General features: G+C 39.0%; 18 protein-coding genes. 13 read left to right on the top strand and 5 right to left on the bottom strand.

Annotation, left to right across the window (positions count from 1 at the left end; all coding sequences use genetic code 11):
* Window positions 1-51 precede the first annotated feature (51 nt).
* The 4 genes from LT090_RS12155 to LT090_RS12140 all read right to left on the bottom strand — a co-directional run bounded on the left by LT090_RS12155 (window position 52) and on the right by LT090_RS12140 (window position 4,179).
* Entirely contained in the window at window positions 52-1,587 is a 1,536-nt protein-coding gene (locus LT090_RS12155) for a sulfatase (protein WP_068545704.1), read from the bottom strand.
* Window positions 1,588-1,918: 331 nt separating this feature from the next.
* Entirely contained in the window at window positions 1,919-2,632 is a 714-nt protein-coding gene (locus LT090_RS12150; RefSeq protein ID WP_068545705.1) for a pirin family protein, read from the bottom strand.
* Window positions 2,633-2,641: 9 nt separating this feature from the next.
* Window positions 2,642-3,607, bottom strand: coding sequence for a glutathione S-transferase family protein (locus LT090_RS12145; RefSeq protein ID WP_068545706.1), 966 nt, complete (start codon window positions 3,605-3,607; stop codon window positions 2,642-2,644).
* Between the two features lie 125 nt (window positions 3,608-3,732).
* Window positions 3,733-4,179: a DoxX family protein gene (locus LT090_RS12140; protein WP_068545707.1), complete on the bottom strand. Its 447-nt coding sequence runs from the start codon at window positions 4,177-4,179 to the stop codon at window positions 3,733-3,735.
* Window positions 4,180-4,372: 193 nt separating this feature from the next.
* Here LT090_RS12140 and LT090_RS12135 point away from each other — a divergent pair, with 193 nt between their 5' ends.
* The 13 genes from LT090_RS12135 (at window position 4,373) to LT090_RS12075 (ending at window position 18,699) form a co-directional block, all read left to right on the top strand.
* Window positions 4,373-5,275, top strand: coding sequence for a LysR substrate-binding domain-containing protein (locus tag LT090_RS12135; protein WP_068545708.1), 903 nt, complete (start codon window positions 4,373-4,375; stop codon window positions 5,273-5,275).
* 228 nt (window positions 5,276-5,503) lie between these two features.
* Window positions 5,504-7,108 (top strand): ABC-F family ATPase, encoded by a 1,605-nt coding sequence (locus tag LT090_RS12130; protein WP_068545709.1) that lies wholly within the window; start codon window positions 5,504-5,506, stop codon window positions 7,106-7,108.
* A 114-nt stretch (window positions 7,109-7,222) separates the two neighbouring features.
* Window positions 7,223-7,681 (top strand): YehS family protein, encoded by a 459-nt coding sequence (locus LT090_RS12125; RefSeq protein ID WP_068545710.1) that lies wholly within the window; start codon window positions 7,223-7,225, stop codon window positions 7,679-7,681.
* A 4-nt stretch (window positions 7,682-7,685) separates the two neighbouring features.
* Window positions 7,686-8,870: a DEAD/DEAH box helicase gene (locus tag LT090_RS12120; RefSeq protein WP_068545711.1), complete on the top strand. Its 1,185-nt coding sequence runs from the start codon at window positions 7,686-7,688 to the stop codon at window positions 8,868-8,870.
* Between the two features lie 218 nt (window positions 8,871-9,088).
* Window positions 9,089-9,646 (top strand): diguanylate cyclase, encoded by a 558-nt coding sequence (locus tag LT090_RS12115; protein ID WP_068545712.1) that lies wholly within the window; start codon window positions 9,089-9,091, stop codon window positions 9,644-9,646.
* A gap of 11 nt (window positions 9,647-9,657) precedes the next feature.
* On the top strand, window positions 9,658-10,770 hold the full coding sequence (locus LT090_RS12110) for a beta-ketoacyl-ACP synthase III (protein ID WP_068545713.1): 1,113 nt from the start codon (window positions 9,658-9,660) through the stop codon (window positions 10,768-10,770).
* Window positions 10,771-10,776: 6 nt separating this feature from the next.
* The gene (locus LT090_RS12105) at window positions 10,777-11,463 is read left to right on the top strand and encodes an iron-containing redox enzyme family protein (protein ID WP_068545714.1); all 687 of its coding nucleotides are present in this window, start codon (window positions 10,777-10,779) and stop codon (window positions 11,461-11,463) included.
* The gene (locus LT090_RS12100) at window positions 11,453-12,325 is read left to right on the top strand and encodes a DUF6999 family protein (RefSeq protein ID WP_068545715.1); all 873 of its coding nucleotides are present in this window, start codon (window positions 11,453-11,455) and stop codon (window positions 12,323-12,325) included. Before LT090_RS12105 ends, LT090_RS12100 begins: the two co-directional genes overlap by 11 nt.
* Window positions 12,312-13,004, top strand: a complete 693-nt coding sequence (locus LT090_RS12095) for an START domain-containing protein (RefSeq protein WP_068545716.1) — start codon at window positions 12,312-12,314, stop codon at window positions 13,002-13,004. The genes LT090_RS12100 and LT090_RS12095 overlap by 14 nt, the downstream gene beginning before the upstream one ends.
* Before the next feature lie 171 nt (window positions 13,005-13,175).
* A complete protein-coding gene (locus LT090_RS12090) occupies window positions 13,176-14,660 on the top strand; it encodes a phospholipase D family protein (RefSeq protein WP_068545717.1) in 1,485 nt (494 codons plus the stop codon).
* A gap of 113 nt (window positions 14,661-14,773) precedes the next feature.
* Window positions 14,774-16,603 (top strand): ABC transporter ATP-binding protein, encoded by a 1,830-nt coding sequence (locus LT090_RS12085; protein WP_068545718.1) that lies wholly within the window; start codon window positions 14,774-14,776, stop codon window positions 16,601-16,603.
* A 73-nt stretch (window positions 16,604-16,676) separates the two neighbouring features.
* Window positions 16,677-17,627, top strand: coding sequence for a M14 family metallopeptidase (locus LT090_RS12080; RefSeq protein WP_068545719.1), 951 nt, complete (start codon window positions 16,677-16,679; stop codon window positions 17,625-17,627).
* A 28-nt stretch (window positions 17,628-17,655) separates the two neighbouring features.
* On the top strand, window positions 17,656-18,699 hold the full coding sequence (locus LT090_RS12075; protein WP_226996477.1) for an ecdysteroid 22-kinase family protein: 1,044 nt from the start codon (window positions 17,656-17,658) through the stop codon (window positions 18,697-18,699).
* A gap of 38 nt (window positions 18,700-18,737) precedes the next feature.
* Here LT090_RS12075 and LT090_RS12070 read toward each other — a convergent pair whose 3' ends face one another.
* Window positions 18,738-19,640 carry a LysR family transcriptional regulator ArgP gene (locus LT090_RS12070; RefSeq protein ID WP_068545721.1) on the bottom strand — a complete coding sequence of 301 codons (903 nt, stop codon included), beginning with the start codon at window positions 19,638-19,640 and terminating at the stop codon, window positions 18,738-18,740.
* Between the last annotated feature and the right edge of the window lie 86 nt (window positions 19,641-19,726).

Genomic DNA, 19,726 nt, shown 5'->3' with positions numbered 1-19,726 from the left:
TAAAAGGCTCTCTGTTTTAACTAGCAGAGAGCCTTTTTCCTTTGCTCGACGCTATTCTATCGAGCGAATGCGAGTTTGGGCTTTTTCAATGATATCATCCAGCTGCCATTTTAATTTTATCCGAACCGTTTCTAATGGTACTTTATCGACAAGATTTTTTAGTTCTTCAGGATCACTTTGATGATCGTAAAGTTCTGCGCCATAAAGTCCATCTCCCCACTCTGTGTAACGATAACGGCTTGTTCTAATTGAATGACCACGGATTTTTTTAAATGCGAATTGGTTTTGTTTGCCTCTAACTCTGCTTAATACGTTGGAGTAGGCAACGGTTCTTGTAACTACGTCAGGGTTATTCATACTCGGTGTTAAATCGACACCAGGCAAATAAGACGGAGGTGTTAGCTTCGTTAATGTCGCCAAAGTAGGGTAAATATCCACAAGCTCGGTAGGTTGAGTGATTGCTTTGCTATTGCCTTTTGCATTCGGCGCATAAATGACCAACGGGGTATGATTTGATCCTTCAAATAAACTGCCCTTTTGCCATAAGTTATGCTGACCAAGTTCATAACCATGATCTGAAAGGAATACAACAATGGTATTGTCGGCTAAGCCTAATTGCTCTAAACCATCTAATACTCGACCTATTTGAGCATCGACAAAAGATATTGCCGCATAATAGCCTTGAATAATCTTTTTACGTTGCTCAATGGTGAGATTTTCTTGGTGATCTCTATCATGAAGCGCAATCGCTGGAATATCGTACCTATCATTCTTCGGCATGATATAGGGCTGGATTTTATCAAGCGGATATAAATCAAAATATCGTTTCGGCGCTACAAATGGAGTATGAGGACGATAAAAACCAACACCAATAAAAAATGGTTTGCCGGTAATATCGGGATGGTTTTTATTGAGCATTTCTATTGCTTCTGTCGCAACTTTACCATCGGTATGTTGCTCGTCTTCACTTTCGATGGAAAGAAAGCTCAACACACCACCATAAGATTTATTCTTTAAAGCTCTAGGATTAAACGCCATTATTTGATCATCGACTTCTTTGTCGAGACCAATTGGGTTAACCCCTTGGTGCCAAGAATCATAATCGTCAGCACCCGGAGTACCGATTTGATTAGGTACACCTTGATGATAAATTTTTCCTACTCTGCCAGTAAAGTAACCTTGTTGTTTAAACATTTGTGGCATGGTAGTTACATTCGGGATGGTATCTCGAAAGTGCGGTGTTAACCGTGTATGTGAAGCGTGGGCAATGACGCCAGTTTGATCGGGATATAAACCGGTCATAAAACTTGAGCGACTTTGTGTACAGGCAGGTGATTGGCTGTATGCATTGGTAAATAAAATTCCTTTGCTGGCAAGCTTATCTATACTTGGACTGCTAACAAGAGGATGACCATAACTGCCAAGATCTGTATTCATATCATCGACAGTAATAAAAAGCACATTCGGTTGTTTCTGCGTTACCGCGCTTGCTTTATTTGCAGCTGATGCTGCACTTATTGAAAGTGAACTAAGAACAAATAATGATAGGTTGATAAAGCACTTTAACGAAGTTTTATAGGTGGTCATTTAGGTGTAAGTTCCAATTGGTATTTTTATTGTTCATAGTTTTATGATTACTACAATTATTCATTTAACCATTTGGATGATATCGTTGTCAATGTTGCAGTATTTAATAGCAGAGTAATAAAAATAATTTACCTAATAGACTAATAGATCAGGTTCAAAGCGAGGTCTAAACAAAATTAGGCCCAAAATTAGGCTCAAGTTTAGGGGCGAAATTAGGGCTAAAAATGAGGGTTAAAGTTAGGTCCAAATAAACAGAAACAAAAGCGAACATACAGGTTCGCTTTTGTGTTTTTCAGTAGTTACTAGCGCGCGTTATGCTAGGTAGGATTCGCTAGTTAACTGCAGCATCAATAACAATAATCTCGCTATCTTCTATAGCAGTAAAGGTAACAAATTTTTGTTTTGTCACTTCTGCGCCATCGCCTTTTTCCATAAGGGTAGTCGATTGATTATCGATGAGGCTAAACTTACCAGCAGATGCCAGTACATAGGCTTGATGGTTAATCTCCATTTCAAAACTTTTTCCTTTTGTCACCTTACCACCATAAATACGAGCGAACTGATTTATAAATAAAGCGTTACCTTTATCTTCTTCATACCCTGAAACCAGTAACGGTAAAGTATTGCCGCATTGTTTTTGAGAAAACACTTTACTGTCCCATCGAGGTTTAACATTATGCTTATTTGGTTCAATCCAAATTTGATAAAGGTTCAAAGGCTCTTTGCTTAAGTTGTATTCTGAATGCTCAATACCAGTGCCGGCGCTCATTACTTGCACTTCTCCAGCAGTAGTCACGCCATGATTACCAGCACTATCTTTATGAGTAATTGAACCGGTGCGAACAAAGGTGATAATTTCCATATTTTTATGTGGATGTCTAGGGAAACCTGTTCCAGGCTCAACCCAATCATCATTAATTACTCTAAGTGTGCCGAAGCCCATTCTTGCTGGGTTATAGTAATGAGCAAAACTAAAGTGATGATTCGCTTTTAACCAACCATGGTTAGCTTTACCTAACTTATCGAATTTGTAATGCTTGATCATGATTTTCTCCTAGTTGTTCAGACCTATTCCTGCTCTATCGTGAGCAATTGTAAAATTTAAATCAGGACCTTTTGGCACAACTAATGTTGGGTTGATTGTGTCATGACTCGCGTAGTAATGAATCTTGGTATACTGCAAATCAACGGTATTTGCGACGTTTTTAAACTGATACAGCTCACGAACGTAATTGCTGATATTGTGAAACGCGCTGAGTTGATTGCGGTTACATTTAAAATGGCCAAAATAAACTGCGTCAAAACGAATTAATGTGGTAAATAAACGCCAATCTGCTTCGGTTAACTTGTTGCCGAGCAAGTAGCGATTTTCCCTCAGGTGAGCTTCTAACCAATCTAAGCTTTCAAAAAGGCTGTCAAATCCTTGTTCGTATGCTTGTTGAGTTGTAGCAAAGCCCGCTCGATAAACGCCATTATTAATCGTATTGTAAATGCGCTCATTAATCACATCTATCTCGCTGCGAAGAATCTCTGGATAATAATCGTCGTTATTACCCGTTAATTCGTTAAACGCTGTGTTAAATATGCGGATAATTTCACTCGATTCATTATTTACAATCGTGTTCGTTTTCTTATCCCAAAGCACAGGCACTGTTACTCTACCTTCGTAATCGGGCGCGGCTTTTAAATACAATTGATACATGTAATCGTGATCAAATAAATCATCTGAGTATTGGCTGTTATCGCTATCGAATTGCCAACCATTTTCTCTCATTTCCGGTCTGACGACGCTCACTGTAATGATATCCTCTAACTGCTTGAGCTGGCGAAAAATTAATGTTCGATGCGCCCAAGGACATGCGAGTGATACATACAAATGATAACGACCTGCTTCTGGCGTGCACTGACTATCTGCGGAAATTGTATGACGAAAACGACTTTCTTGACGCTCGAATTTACCGTCACTGGTTTTAGTGTCGTACCATTGATCAACCCATTCACCGTTAATAATTAAACCCATGATTATTCTCCTAAATTTTGATTAAGCGCCGTCATTATTACGGCGCTTATCGCTAATAATTTTAAACGTTACTTTTAATCTTATTTTGAACCTGATTTTTCAGTTCAATTAATAAGGGTTAGTGATTATTTGATCTTACTTACAATAACGTTGTCGACAGAAAAGCGACCGCCACCTTGAAACATTAGCGCTAAGGTAATGGCAACTAAAGCCAATCCAAATTCATAGCCGTTATTGGCCATAAACAAACCGTTGTCTATATGGGCAGTAAGTATGGCAACTACCATAGTGATTGCTAGAACTAGCGCTGTTGGGCGAGTTAAAAGTCCTGCAATAAGAAGAATACCGCCAAAAAACTCTGCGCTACCGGCCATTAATGCCATTAGGTAGCCAGGGGCTAAACCAATTGATTCCATCCACTGACCCGTGCCGTCTAAACCATATCCGCCAAACCAAGCGAATAATTTCTGTGCGCCGTGAGCGATGAAAATGATACCGGCGATTAAACGCAGCGGTAATGTAGAGTTTGATTGCTCTGAAGTAAGTATATTTTTGATTGTTGCAATGTTCATAATGTATGTTCCTAGTAATTTTTAAATAACTGTCAGTATATTTAACTGATAATTAGTAAGTGAATTTAGTTTCTAAATCGCTTTTCGATTAAGTTGAGAGTATTGTATTGATAATTTCCTGATGGAATAACCATTAAATTTTGTTTAATATGTTCAATATATTTGAACAATTAATATTGGCTTAGGTGGGAAAATGAATAACTCTGCGATAACCATTGAAGCGCTTAACGTTTTGGATGCAATTGAAAGCCGTGGCAGTTTTGCTGCTGCGGCAGAGCAGCTGAATAAAGTGCCGTCCGCATTGTCTTACATAGTGCAAAAGTTAGAAGAGCAATTAGCGGTTACTTTATTTGTTAGACAAGGTCGACGCTCAGTATTGACGCCTGCCGGTAGACACTTACTTAATGAAGGCAGGCAATTGCTAAGAGCGGTGAATCGCTTGTCAGAGCAAACCCAGACGATTTCACATGGTTGGGAGCCAAAAATTAGAATTGCAGTAGATTCTATATTTCCGGTAAATCTGTTGTTTGCCCCTATGAAGCAGTTTTTAGATTTACACCCCAATATTGAAATCGATATATGTGAAGAGGTTATGGCTGGCTCGTGGGAGTCGCTTATAGATGATAAGGTCGATTTACTTATCGGCGCGCCAGAGCCTGTGCCAAACCAGCAAGGGCTTAGAGCTCAACCTATTGGCAAAATACAACAACTTCTTGTTGCAGCACCTAGGCATCCCATTACTCAACTTAAAGGGCCTATTAGTCAAGATGAAATTTCACCCTATCGAACCGTTGTTGTTCATGATTCAGTAAAAACTGCGGTAGCTCGTTCTAGTTATATTATTGAACAGAGCCAACATTTTTATGTGACCTCGGTTAGTCATAAGATAGAGGCGATTACCGCAGGAATAGGCGTTGGTTTCTTACCTAAAGTCAGGATTGCGGATAAATTAAAAAACGGTAGTCTGGTGGCGATCGAGTTAGATGAACAGCCTAGAGCAGCTGATTTATTTATGTCATGGAAGCTTGTTAACAAAGGCAAAGGACTTAAGACATTAAGAGAAATGTTGATTGAGCACATTAGCTCATTAACATAACTTGCTCGCTTGGCCTTCTTGCATAAGCTTATTGACTCTAACTTCTAGCAAAAATTTTGAATTATTTAGGTTGTAGAAAAAACAACCAATAAAAGCGAGTTTTAGATAGGGGAATTGAGCGAAATGCTGTATACTGCGCGACCTTATTATTATGAGTCGTTTTGCGCTTAAATAAAGTCGCATATAGCACATCAGCATACGAAACCTTAGCAACCTAGGAATATCCCTTTGATCTCTACATCTAACATTACCATGCAATTTGGCGCAGAGCCTTTGTTTGAAAATATCTCAGCCAAATTTGGTAACGGCAATCGCTACGGTTTAATCGGAGCTAACGGTTGTGGTAAATCAACGTTCATGAAAATCCTAAGTGGCGACTTAACAGCAACTTCGGGTAATGTCTCTGTCACCAGTGGCAACAAAGTAAGTACCTTGGGTCAAGATCAATTTGCATTTGAGCAATACAGTGTTATCGATACTGTGATCATGGGTGATATGGCGCTTTGGAATGTAAAGCAAGAAAAAGATGCCATTTATGCTAAAGCTGAGATGACTGAAGCAGACGGCATGCGCGCTGGCGATTTAGAAAGTGAATTTGCTGAAATGGATGGCTACACCGCGGAAAGTCGTGCCGGTGAAATTCTGTTAGAAGCAGGTATTGAAGAATCATTCCACTATGGTTCGATGCAACAAGTTGCGCCAGGTTGGAAACTTCGTGTTTTACTTGCTCAAGCATTGTTTGCTAATCCAGATATTTTATTGCTCGACGAACCAACCAACAACTTGGATATTCATACCATTTCTTGGTTAGAGAATGAACTGAACAAACGTAAATGCACCATGATTATCATTTCCCATGATAGACATTTTTTAAACTCTGTTTGTACTCATATGGCTGATATCGATTATGGTGAGCTGCGTATTTACCCAGGTAATTATGAATACTTTTTAGAGCAGTCGGCTTTATTACGTGAACAGTTATTATCGGGTAACGCGAAAAAAGCGGAAGAAATTGCTGAACTTCAAGACTTTGTAAACCGTTTTGGTGCTAATGCGTCAAAAGCCAAGCAAGCAAGTTCTCGTGCTAAAAAAATGGACAAAATCAAACTTGATGAAGTGAAATCATCGAGTCGTATTACCCCAAAACTTGCTTTTGCACCTGGCAAAAAGATGCATCGTCAAGCACTTGAACTAGAAAATCTTGGCCATGGTTTTGACGGCGAAGTATTATTTGAAAGCGGTGATTTGTTATTGGAAGCCGGCGCTAAGCTAGCGGTCATAGGCGAGAATGGCGCAGGTAAAACAACATTTTTGCGCTGTTTAATGAAAGAACTCGAGAACAACGAAGGCATAGTTAAATGGTCGGAAAATGCATCTGTGGGTTATTGCCCACAAGATAGCAGTCACTTATTTGATAACGACTTAACGTTGATGGATTGGATGTCACAGTGGCGCAGACCATGTCATAACGATTTGATGGTTCGCGGCATGTTAGGGCGTTTATTATTTACCGATGATGATGCTAATAAGAAAGCCAAAAACTGTTCTGGTGGTGAGAAAAACCGATTATTATTTGGCATGCTTATGATGGCAGATATCAATGTCTTGATAATGGATGAGCCAACTAACCATATGGATCTTGAAGCCATTGATGCGTTGAATAACGCATTAAAAGACTTTGAAGGTACATTGATTTTTGTTAGTCATGACCGAGAGTTTGTTTCAAGCTTAGCAACACGTATCATTGACATTAAAGATAAGCAGTTGGTTAACTTTAAAGGTTCACTAGATGAATATCTTGATAGCCAAGCACTAGCGAAAAGAGTCGCTTAACTATCACTATCCATTGTAGAGCTTAGGTAAGCATAAAGTTCAAACTTGCTTACCTAGACTATACTCAGTCTCTAAGCTTTCACTATTACTAATTATTAACGACTAGGCCTTTCAATGATTAACAACGATATACTTCGCCGTTTAAGCAAAATTTTCAATTTCGACAATGCTAAGTTGCAAACAATATTTTCTTCAAACCACTGTAAGTTGAGCAATGCCCAAATTGAGTGTTTGTTTAAAGAAAAGGATGAGGCCGATTATCAAGAGTTGTCAGACGTGCAATTCGCTAGCTTTCTCAATGGTTTAATTGATGAAAAACGCGGTTCCCAAGGCGGCAAAGTACGTCAGGCAGAACTGGCCTTAAGCAACAACATGATCTTTAATAAAATTAAAATCGCATTAGCGTTAAAAGCTGATGAAGTAATTGCCATTATTGAATCGGCAGGTTTAACCCTAGGGAAGTATGAACTGAGTGCGTTCTTTAGAAATGTGAACCATAAGCATTATAAAGACTGTAGTGATGAAATTTTATCTGCCTTTTTATCTGGCTTAAAATTAAGAGTACAAGGGTAGTTTTATGTCATTTATGACGCTGGGTTTTTGTCAGCCTATTTTAAAGGCGATTGCCGATCTTGGTTATAACCAGCCAACGGATATTCAAAAGCAAGCGATTCCAGCAATACTAGCTGGCAAAGATGTGGTTGCTGCGGCGCAAACAGGGACAGGTAAAACAGCAAGCTTTGTATTACCTATCTTAGAAAGGCTAAATATTGAACGTAAGCTGCGTGGCAAACGTATTCGAGTATTAATTTTAACTCCAACGCGAGAACTTGCAGTTCAAGTTGAAGAAAGTATTAGCCAATATGCAAAGAATTTAAATTTAAGCTCAATGGCGATGTATGGTGGTGTTGATATTAACGCCCAGAAACAGAAATTAATTTGGGGCGTAGACATTGTTGTCGCAACGCCTGGTCGCTTGTTAGACTTAGCATTTCAACGCGCATTACACTTTGATGAACTTGAAACCTTAGTACTCGATGAAGCCGATAGAATGCTCGACATGGGATTCATTGATGACATCAATAAAATTGTTGAGCGCTTGCCTGTTGACCGTCAAAATTTATTATTTTCCGCAACCATTTCCAATGAGGTTCGCCGTTTAGCTAGCACCGTGGTGAATAAAGCTGTTGAGATTGCCATATCGCCGAAACAAGCGACCGTTGCTAAGATTGACCAATGGTTAGTGACCACAGATAAAACTAATAAGTCAGCATTACTGAGTCATCTAATCAAAGACAATCAATGGCAACAAGCGTTGATTTTCATCGAAACCCAGCACGGCGCAGCAAAGCTTGTCAGTCAACTCGAAAAACGTGGCATTATAGCCGAGTCAATTCACGGCGGAAGAAATCAAGCAAATCGCGAAAAAATACTCAAAGATTTTAAATCGGGAAAGATTAAATTTTTGGTTGCAACTGGAGTCGCGGCTCGCGGTATTGATATCGGAGAGCTGGAGCGAGTGATAAATTATGACTTGCCGAGCGAAGTTGATGACTATATTCATCGCATCGGCCGTACAGGTAGAGCAGGCGCTAGTGGTGAAGCAATATCACTGGTATCTAAGGATAACTTTAGAGAGCTTTGTGCCATTGAAAGTCGATTAGGTCATATTATTGAACGTAAAGAGTTTGCTGAATTTCCAGTTAAAAAGATTGTTCCAGTTTCAATCTTAAACTATGTCCCTAAAAATAGACGTACCTAACAGTTTAAGACAGAAAAAATAGCTCGATATCAATTAAATATCAGAATATTAAAGTATTACATAACGAACCTTAGGGTTCGTTTTTTAATACTTTGATACTATCTGCTGCAACATTTTTTTAACCATGTTAGGTTAGTACATACGTTAAATTTCTTAGTGTAAAAATAAAAATTATATCAAGATAGCGCTAAGGTAAATGATGATATGGATAACTTAAAATGGAAACCTCTGAGCTATTAATCAACGCTATGTTATATGTATTTCTTCCTCTATGGGGGATTGCAGGTTTTGTTGATTGGTGTTGCCATCGAGCGACAAAAATTGAAGTCACTTCAGGTATCAAAGAATCCTTGCTGCATTCAGTAATGGGTATACAAGTTGCCATTCCTATACTGCTTTGTTTGCTTTTTAGAGTGAACGTATTGATTCTCATTTTGTGTATTATCGCCTGGATATGTCACGAGGTAGTTGCCCATCATGATGTTCGCTGCGCTGCGCCTAAACGTGAAATCTCAATTTGGGAGATGCATGCCCATACCTACCTTGGTTCCCTTCCTCTTTACATGCTTATTTCGATAGTGCTAATTAATTGGGAGCAATTTCAAATGCTTATTAATCTTGAATGGGCAGGCAATATGACACTTGAGTTGATGGAGACTCCTCATGGAACGCCGTCCTATTTAAAATACTATATAACGTTTATGTGTATCGTTTGTGTCTTTCCATATATTGAAGAAAATATTCGTTGTTTTAGAGCGTATTTAAGAAAAGTTTAAAAGGATTTCAAATGGATGTATATATAAATAGTACCGGTCATTTTTTACCTGGAGAGCCGGTCAGTAATGATCAAATGGAAGATGTTTTAGGTTTAATTGATGGTAAAAAAAGCCGCCTTAAAAATAAAATTTTAAAATCTAATGGCATTAAACAACGTCACTATGCAATTAACGACAATCAGCAAACTGAGATTTCAAATAGTGAAATGGCAGCCAATGCAGGTCAAAGTTGTATTGAAAATAGCTACGTTTCGCCAAACCAAATTCAAATGCTGAGCTGTGCAACGAGTCAAGGTGATTTGGTTTTACCTGGCTTTGGCTCAATGGTACAAGCTCAACTAAATTTATCTGAAATTGAACTTCATACCAGCCATGGTATTTGTTCGAGCAGTATGATGGCATTGAAAGCCGCTTATACCAATATCAAATGTGACGATGTTGATAATGCCTTAGTTGTTGCCAGTGAGCTAACTTCTCGCTTGTTTAAAAATAAGCGTTATGAACAAGTAGAAAATAATGAGGTAGATTTTAATGCCGAATTTTTACGATGGATGTTATCGGATGGTGCAGGGGCTGTTCTTTTAGAGAATAAACCTCGTCCAACTGGAAAAAGTTTGCGTATCGATTGGATCAAAAGTTTCTCGTTTGCCGATGTTTATCCGGTTTGTATGTCGGTTGGTATGGAAAAAAATGAACAAGCTGACAAAACTTGGCAAGATTATGAGACTTATGCTGACGCAGAAAAAGCCGGTGCTTTATTACTTAGACAGGACGTACGCTTGCTTGACAATATTGTTTCAGTAGGGGTTCAAGGCTTCTTAAAGTTAATTGCACAAGGAAGAGTAAAGACCGACAACATCGATCATGTTCTGTGTCACTTCTCATCGAAATATTTTAAAAGCAAAATCTTTGAAATGTTGGAAACCGCAGGAGCGAGCGTTCCGGACGAAAAATGGTATACAAACCTGTACGAACGCGGCAATACCGGCTGTGCATCGATTTTCATTATGTTAGATGAGTTTTTAAAAACTCACGATGTAAAACCGGGTGAAACTATTTTCTGCATGGTACCAGAAAGTGGACGTTTCAATGTCGCATATATGCATTTAACTGTTGAAGGGTAACAACAAATGGAACATGTAGTATTAACCGAAACCGGCAAACAGTGTTTGCAATCTTTACTTAAAATTTGGCTGGATTTTGATATTTCAGTAACCAAGGTACCGATTATTCGACGTTTAGAGCAAGGTCGCTTAAGTATTGAAGACTATCAAAAACTACTGCTAAATTTACGTCAGCAAGTGATCGAAGGTTCTCGTTGGATAAGTCGCTGTGCATCGAGCTTTGATCGTCAATATTCGGATATACGCTCCACTGTTATTCATCATGCAGAAGAAGAGCACAAAGACTATATGATGCTGGAAAATGATTACGTTGCAACCGGTGGTTGTCGTGAATCAATAGAACAAGCAAGCAAAAACATCGGCTCGGAAGCACTACATGGTTTTTTGATGTACCGTGCAAGTCAGCCAAATCCAGTCGACTTAATAGGTGCGATGTGGATTATTGAAGGCTTAGGCAACAAAATGGCAAGTAAATGGGCAAAACTGGTCAATGAGCAATTTAGTTTTGATACGAGCTGTACTTCTTTTATGGAGTACCACGGTGAAAACGATGAAAACCATTTATTAGAGCTTTATCAATTAATCGATCGGGTTGCAACGTCAGAGCAAAATGTGAATGCAATTATAAGAACAGCTAAAGTGGTTGCAAAACTTTATCAAGTTCAGTTAGAAGAGGTTGATAATGACAACTAAAAATTACAGTGCCTACATACAAGCTATCGCTAATGATGACGCCTTGCCGCTAGAAAAAGAAGCGGTAGATTTATGGCTAAGAGATTTAGACAATGGATTTCGTTGGATACTAAGACCCATCATGCAACTGCTTTTTGCGGTGTTATTGCATATCGTATGGTTTATCAAACGTTTACCTTTGCCGCAGTTTAGCGCCCATGAGTTTTTACAAAAAACCATCTGTTGGTTTTGTCGTCATTTTGTCTCTCCTGAAGCGAATTTATTGATTCTAAGACACTTTGCTACAGAGTCTAATATTTTAAATTTTCTTGCTGAAAATACAGGTCATGAAAATCGGGTAAATTTGTACCCAAAACAAATTAACGATATGTTGCGTGATACGTTTGTTAATCACGACCAAGAACTGTTCGATTGTTTTATTAATTTGGGCTCGAGCAAAGACACTGTTGAAAGTGCTAGCAATGGTCAATATCAATGGCAAAGTTGGCAAAGCATTGATATGAATGAGTTTCAATTAGAGCGAAAAGCGACTCAAGTTATCGATTTTGAGACTGCCCATGCCTTGTTTATGTGTCTGTTTTGTTTCCTACTTAAAAAAGATGAGTATCGAGATGCGATCAATGGCTTTAATTTAGATCAATCAATCGCCATACGGATCGGCCATATCATTAATGACAACAGCTTAGCTGAATTGGCATACAATAAATATCCACAGTACTTAGTTGGTCCTTGGAACCTCGGTCAGCGTTTTTTAATGCATGGCTTCTTCACTGAGTATCTATATGCCAAGCTAGAAACTGTGCGTAAGCAGCAATTAGGCAAAGAGACACAATCGGTTAAAGCGGTAGATGAAACTATTTAATTTGTCATTCGTGAGTATGAGCAAAAAGCAATTTAAAGCAGTGAAGATTGTTATTATCTTCACCGCTTTTGTGTTGTCCTATAACGCTCAAGCCAACAACCAATCGAATGATCAATCAAGCACTAGTACTATAGCTGCTGACAACCCATGGCAATTGCAACACTCTGAGGACAATATAAAACTATACCATCGAGCACTGAATAGCTCTGAGTATCTGCAAACTAAGGCCGAGGTGTTGGTTAACTTCTCTGCGACTAAGTTACTTGAACAGTTCCCAATAAATGGTGAATGTTGGCAATGGCAAAGTCGCTGTAAAAAATCGAAAAAAGTAAAAGATTTGTCAGGTAGCGACCGCTTAGTTTATACCGTGATTAATATGCCATGGCCTGTATCAGATCGGGATTTTGTGTTTCATTCAAGCATTAATTTTGATGAGGACTCAAAGACAACAACGCTTATATTAAAGCCCTATAAAGAACAGTATCCAGAGACTAAATATGTTCGTGGTGAAGCGAATATTAGGTATGAAATCAGAGAGTTGACCGAGACCACTAGCCATTTGACAATCATTATGCACACCGACTTTAAAGGCAGTATTTCAGCCAGTGCAATTAATTCAAAATTAATTTCGGAATTAAATGGAAATATTAAGCGTCTACTACGTTTATTAAATGAGTAACCGCTCGAAATCCAAGAATAAGAAAAGCGTAAGAAAAAATAAGAATATGTTTAACACGAATAAGAATAATAAAATAAAACTCGGCAAAGGAATGAGTACTTTCAAATGCACAAAAATTACCTTCTAATATCACTAAGTGTAATCTTGTTTGTTTCATCAAGCGCTGTTTTGATGGCAAATACGGGGAACGACACTGAACATGCTCACCAGCTAAGTCACCAATGTCATGACAATAAATTCAGCTCAAATACGAGCTTTAGTGAACGTTTAGAGCCTTTTGAAGAGCGAATGAAAACGCAAACCGGCGTCTATGTGTTGGAAGGTGAAACCGAGGCATTAGTGACACGTGCTTGGTTAACTAAGAATGCGCAGCGTACAATCGATGTTCAGTATTTTATTTTCTCTACCGATAACATTGGTTTGATCGCCACTGACTATTTAGTTAGAGCGGCAGAGCGCGGAATCAAGGTTAGAATCATTGTCGATGATATTATGGTGGATGCTGAAGGTGATGAGTTACTTAAACTAGATAGCCATCCCAATATTTCCATCAAAATTTATAATCCATTGGCCAATATTGGTAAGAACATATTGCAAAAAGTGTTTAACTTAACGGTTAAATTTCATGACTTTAATCAACGCATGCACAACAAGGCATTTATTGTCGACGGTAAAGCGGTTATTACCGGAGGTAGAAATATAGCGGATGAATATTTTGGCTATGATCATCAATATAACTTTCGTGACCGAGATGTATTTTTGCTGGGCCAAGCATCTACGCAAGTGCAAAATTCATTTGATCTATTTTGGCAGCATAAGTTAAGTGTTCCTGTTGCCGATTTAATTGACGATAAAGTCGCGCCTTTGAAAGTAGAAAACCTACATAAATATGCTTGCGATCCTAAGAACTTTTTACCAATTGTGCGTCAGCAAATAGAGCAAGTGCCACACATGTATAATCAAATGCAGCAATCCGGTCAGATTAAATGGCTTGAAGATGTTGAGTTTATTACCGATGTGCCGGGTAAAAATAGCAAAGGCAAATACCTCGCTGGAGGCGGCATTTCTACAGATAAATTGATTGAGTTAATTTCTAATGCGAAAAAATCGGTGATCATTCAAACGCCGTATTTGATCACCACCAGTAAAACTCGGAAATTGCTTAAAAAATTAGTAAAAGATGGTATAGAGATTCAAATCTTGACTAATAGTTTAGCGTCCACGGATAACTTAGAGGCGTTTAGCGGTTATCAGCGTGATCGAGAAGATTTGCTCAAAACAGGTGTTAAAATATTTGAATTAAAACCAGATGCACAAATAAGACAATTGATCATGGCTGACGCTTGGCAAACTAGCGTTGATAAATTACCTGATGTGACCTTTGGTTTACATGCCAAATCCATGGTTATCGATGATGAAATTACCGTTATTGGTACTTTCAATGTCGATCCTCGCAGCGCTAACTTAAACACTGAAAGTATCACTGTTATCCCATCTAAAGAAATCGCTTTAGATGTCAAAATAGGTATGCTTAAAGAAATGTTGCCTGAGAATGCTTGGCATGTAACGGAACAATTTAATCCAGATAGTACCGTGAGTATGTCGAAAAGAATGCGGGTTAAATTGCGTCGAATTATACCGAAGAGTATTCTCTAACTTGCAGCTTAACTTCAAGAAATAATATTAATAAAAGCGATCTCTTTTTTTAAACCTTTCCTATGCTTATTAAATACCGATAATTATTGTCATTTTCTAAAGGGCCTTTTTTGATGTTCAAAATTTTTGAGTCGTGGGTAAATGCATTACCCGACCATGAAGTAAGTCAGCCGCCATCAGGACTTTTTGCATTTTGCCGCCATTACACTAAAGGTTTTGAAGTACCGCTGATTTTAATGTCGATACTAACAGCCTGTTTAGCCATTCTTGAAGTGTCTCTATTTGGTTTTATGGGCGAGTTAGTCGATATCTTGTCAAAAAGCTCTCCTGAGCAATTATGGCAGAATAATGGTGACCAATTGATAATGATGACGGTGTTAATCTTAGTGGTTATTCCGCTGCTGGTATTGCTTCATGCGTTAGTGATTTATCAAGGGTTATTGGGTAATTATCCGATGTCGATACGCTGGCTGGCACACCGATACTTACTCAAGCAAAGTGTCTCATTTTATCAAAATGACTTTGCCGGACGGGTCGCCACAAAAGTAATGCAAACTTCTCTCGCTGTGCGCGAAACCGTAACCAAACTTTTAGATGTCTTGGTTTACATATTTGTTTATTTCACATCGATGTTAGTGCTAATCGCAAACTCGGATATTCGTTTGTTATGGCCAATGCTCGTATGGTTAGTTATCTATACCTTGCTACAGTGGAAGTTTTTACCAAGACTAAAAAAAGTATCGACCGAACAGGCCGATGCTCGTTCGGTAATGACAGGTCGAATCGTTGATAGTTATACCAATATCGCAACGGTAAAACTGTTTGCCCACACCGATCAAGAAGCGCAATATGCAAAACAAAGTATGCGCGAGTTCTTAGAGACGGTTTATAAACAAATGCGTATGGTCACCGGCATCAATGTCAGTATTCAATTTGTAAACTATTTACTGATTTTTGCAATAACAGCCATCGCAATTTGGTTATGGACGCAAAGCGCAATTACAACAGGAGCAATTGCCGTTGCCGTTACCTTAGTCTTGCGTTTAAGCAGTATGTCACAGTGGATCATGTGGGAAGTCAGCTCATTGTTTGAAAACATTGGTACCGTTGCCGACGGTATGAATACATTATCTAAACCAATCGCCATAACCGACAAAGATAATGCAGCAAAAATTAAGGTAAACAAAGGAGCCATTGATTTTAATGACGTGAGTTTTCATTATGGCGAAAACATTGGCGTTATCGATGAATTGCAGTTAAACATTAAGGCTGGCGAAAAAGTTGGTTTGGTAGGACGTTCTGGTGCCGGTAAATCTACACTGGTGAATCTATTAATGCGTTTCTACGACGTTGAAAAAGGTGAGATCCTTATTGATAACCAAGAAATAAGTAGCGTGTTGCAAGACTCACTTCGTGCTCATATTGGTATGGTTACTCAAGATACGTCATTATTACATCGTTCGATCAGGGACAATATCTTGTACGGTAAACCTGAGGCTAGTGAAGATGAATTATTAAAAGCGATTAATGATGCACAGGCCACAGAGTTTATTGAAACACTTACCGATCCATTTGGTAATAAAGGCTTAGATGCGCAAGTAGGGGAAAGAGGAGTTAAGCTTTCGGGTGGTCAAAGACAACGTATAGCGATCGCTCGAGTACTATTAAAAAATGCTCCGATATTACTGTTAGATGAGGCAACATCAGCCCTAGATTCAGAGGTGGAAGCCGCCATTCAAGAAAGCTTATATGCGCTGATGGAAGGTAAAACAGTTATCGCTATTGCCCATCGATTATCTACAATCGCTGCAATGGATAGACTAATCGTTTTAGATGAAGGCAAGATCATCGAGCAAGGGAGTCATCAACAGCTTATTGAGCAGGGCGGAATTTACGCGCAATTGTGGGCTCATCAAACCGGTGGATTTTTAGGTGTTGATTGATTTTAACTAGTTGCATCTGTACTTAACCAGTGCAAATATAGCGTTTTTAAATTACTAATTTTATAGGTGTTTCGTGTCGACAAAAAATTCAAATCAAGCATACCCTATTGGAACTCCTGGTGTGCCATGGGGTAATGTTGAAAAGCTACATTGGTTTCAACAACAAACCATAAAGCGCAGTTATCTCGATGAAGTTGTTACTAAAATCGAAACGTTAAAAAACGATTTTGAGGTCGAACAATATGGTTCTCTTCAATACACTTTAGCAGATGGTAAAGAGAATACTTACTCATTGTTTGCTGTTAAAACTCAATCATTTGATGTCAACAAACCGACGGTTTTAATTACCGGTGGTGTACATGGCTATGAAACCAGTGGCGTGCAAGGTGCTCTTCGTTTTGCGCTGACCAAAGCGAGTAAATATGCCGACAGATTTAACATAGTAATATTGCCATGTTTGAGCCCTTGGGGTTATGAAACTATCAATCGTTGGAATGTTGACGCGATTGATCCAAACCGTTCCTTTTATCAAAATTCCCCAGCTCAAGAGTCGGCGCAAGCAATGGCCTATGTTTATGGTTTAGGCGCAGAGCCGCTGGTGCATATTGATCTGCATGAAACTACCGATACCGATAACAGCGAATTTCGACCGGCGCTTGCTGCTCGTGATGCGATTGAACAAAAATCTTGGAATATTCCTGATGGGTTCTATGGTGTAGGAGATACATTACGACCACAACCTATGTTTCAAAAGGCAATCATCGAATCGGTTAAGAAAGTGACCCATATCGCTCCTGCAGATGATGACGGCAAATTGATTGGTGTACCTCTGGAACAATTTGGTGTGATTAATTATGCCTGTAAAGAGTTAGGGCTTTGTGCCGGATTAACCAATGCTAAATATGTAACGACTACTGAGGTATATCCAGATAGCCCGCTAGTTGATGACGAAAATTGCACCTTAGCGCAAGTGGCGGTTATCACTGGTGGCTTAGATTATGTGATAGATGTCGAAAATCTATAAGCCTAAATAACGCGAAATGGTAAATAAGTTGAGCAAAAGTAATCCGTGCGAAAATAATCCTCTCGAAAGTAAAAACAACATAGAACAGTTGTTGCAACATCATTTTGCAATCGATGATGTTGAAAAAGTTGAGGTGGTGCAGCAACTTTGGAGTGGTTATGGTGAAATTGCTCGTTTTCATAGTGCTAAGTTAGGCTACGATTTTATCGTCAAACAGATCAGTTTACCCAATACGGTCAGTCACCCTCGAGGTTGGCATAGCGAAATATCTAACGCTAGAAAAATAGAATCCTATCAGGTCGAATCTAAGTTTTATCAACATCAAAAGTTGCTGACGAGCACTGCTTGCAAAGTTCCTGAGTTAATTACTCTGCTGGGTGATTTAAACCAGCCTGTTATTGTTATGGAAGATCTTGACGCTGCTGGTTACTTTGTTCGACCTGACAGTATCGATAATAAAAGCATTAAATTGGTTTTACGCTGGTTGGCTAATTTTCATGGGTTAAACTTGCGGGCTAATGCAAATCCAGGCAATGAATCAGAGCCGTGCGAATATAGCCTTTGGCCAATAGGTAGCTATTGGCATCTCGCAACTCGCCAAGACGAGCTTGCTAAAATGACAGCAGGTAAATTAAAACAATGCGCCAGTGAGATAGACATACAGCTAAATGCGTCACGCTATCAAACCATCATTCATGGCGATGCTAAGCTGGCTAATTTTTGCTTTCATCATGACGGTAGTGATGTTGCAGCCGTTGATTTTCAATATGTAGGTGGCGGCATCGGCGTTAAAGATGTGATGTATTTTTTCACTAGCTGCTTAAACGCAGAGCAACTAAATGAATTAGAGCAACCACTGTTAAATTACTATTTTGAACAATTGACGTTATCGCTAAATAAACATCATCAAGGTATAGATTATGTAGCGGTTGAGTCGCAGTGGCGTAAGTTATATCACCACTGTTGGGCTGACTTTAATCGCTTTTTGGCAGGCTGGGCACCAGAGCATTTTAAACGCAATAGTGTGATGGAAAACCATACCGACATTGCGTTAACTCGCTTGAGTAACTAGTCGATTAGAGTCGACTAGACTTTCAGCTACTTATTTAATTACAGAATCGGCTTAAAATTCTTCCTTCCATATTCGACGATAGCATTACTCATCTGTTTTTGAATACCACGCTCTAATGCCCAACTATGCCAATACATAGGCATAGGCAGATGATCATTAGGCTTTAAATCGACTAACGCTCCACTTTGAATATGCTCATTTGCCTGAGTCGTTGGGATCAACCCATAAGCTAGATCAGCTAGAGCCATAGTAACAACAACCTCTGACGAGCCGATTCGATGGCAAGGATAACTTCCTCGGCGCACATTAAAGTGGGCTTTTAAATAATCACTATGCATTGTATCTCTTTGATCGTAATCGATTGAAGGCGCCTTGGCTAAACTGTCTTTAGTTATTCCGTTGGCAAAAAAGCGTTTGATAAAGTTAGGGCTGGCACACAAAATATAATCAATCGTACCTATTGGCGTCACCTTAACCCCAGCGAAACTTTTCTTTTGTGAACTCACCGCCGCAAATACTTGTCCTTTTTTCAGTAAATCTTGAGTGCTCGATTCGTTGGCGACCTGCAGGTTTAGCTCTATCGGGAACTTTGATAAAACTGCTCTAATTGCCGGAATAAGCCAACTCGCTAATGTGTCGGCATTAACTGCGATATGAATAGGCAGGGTGGCATTATTATCTTGCGGCATTATCTCACTGGCTAAGTCGTATTCTAATTGTCTAATTTTGCGAAAGTGCGACAGCATTTTTTCACCGGTTTCGGTAACTCTTAATGGCTGATCTCTGATCAACAATGGTTTTGCTACTTGCTGCTCTAATTGTTTTATTCGCTGAGAAATAGCCGATTGTGTGATGTTTAGCGCAGTTGCCGCTTTTTCAAAACTTTGCTGCTGAATTACGGTATCTAAAGCATGGATTAGTTTGTAATCAAATGGGCGCATGTTAAGTCCAATTTCTTCGAGTTATTTACTGTGGTTGAAGTAAAGCTAAGCTAAATTAAGTGTATTAGAGAAATTAATAATTGTTA

It is taken from the genome of Thalassotalea crassostreae (genome assembly GCF_001831495.1).
Classification (GTDB): domain Bacteria; phylum Pseudomonadota; class Gammaproteobacteria; order Enterobacterales; family Alteromonadaceae; genus Thalassotalea_A; species Thalassotalea_A crassostreae.
Note: the sequence above shows the minus strand (reverse complement) of the source record. Positions and strands in the feature narration are given on the sequence as shown.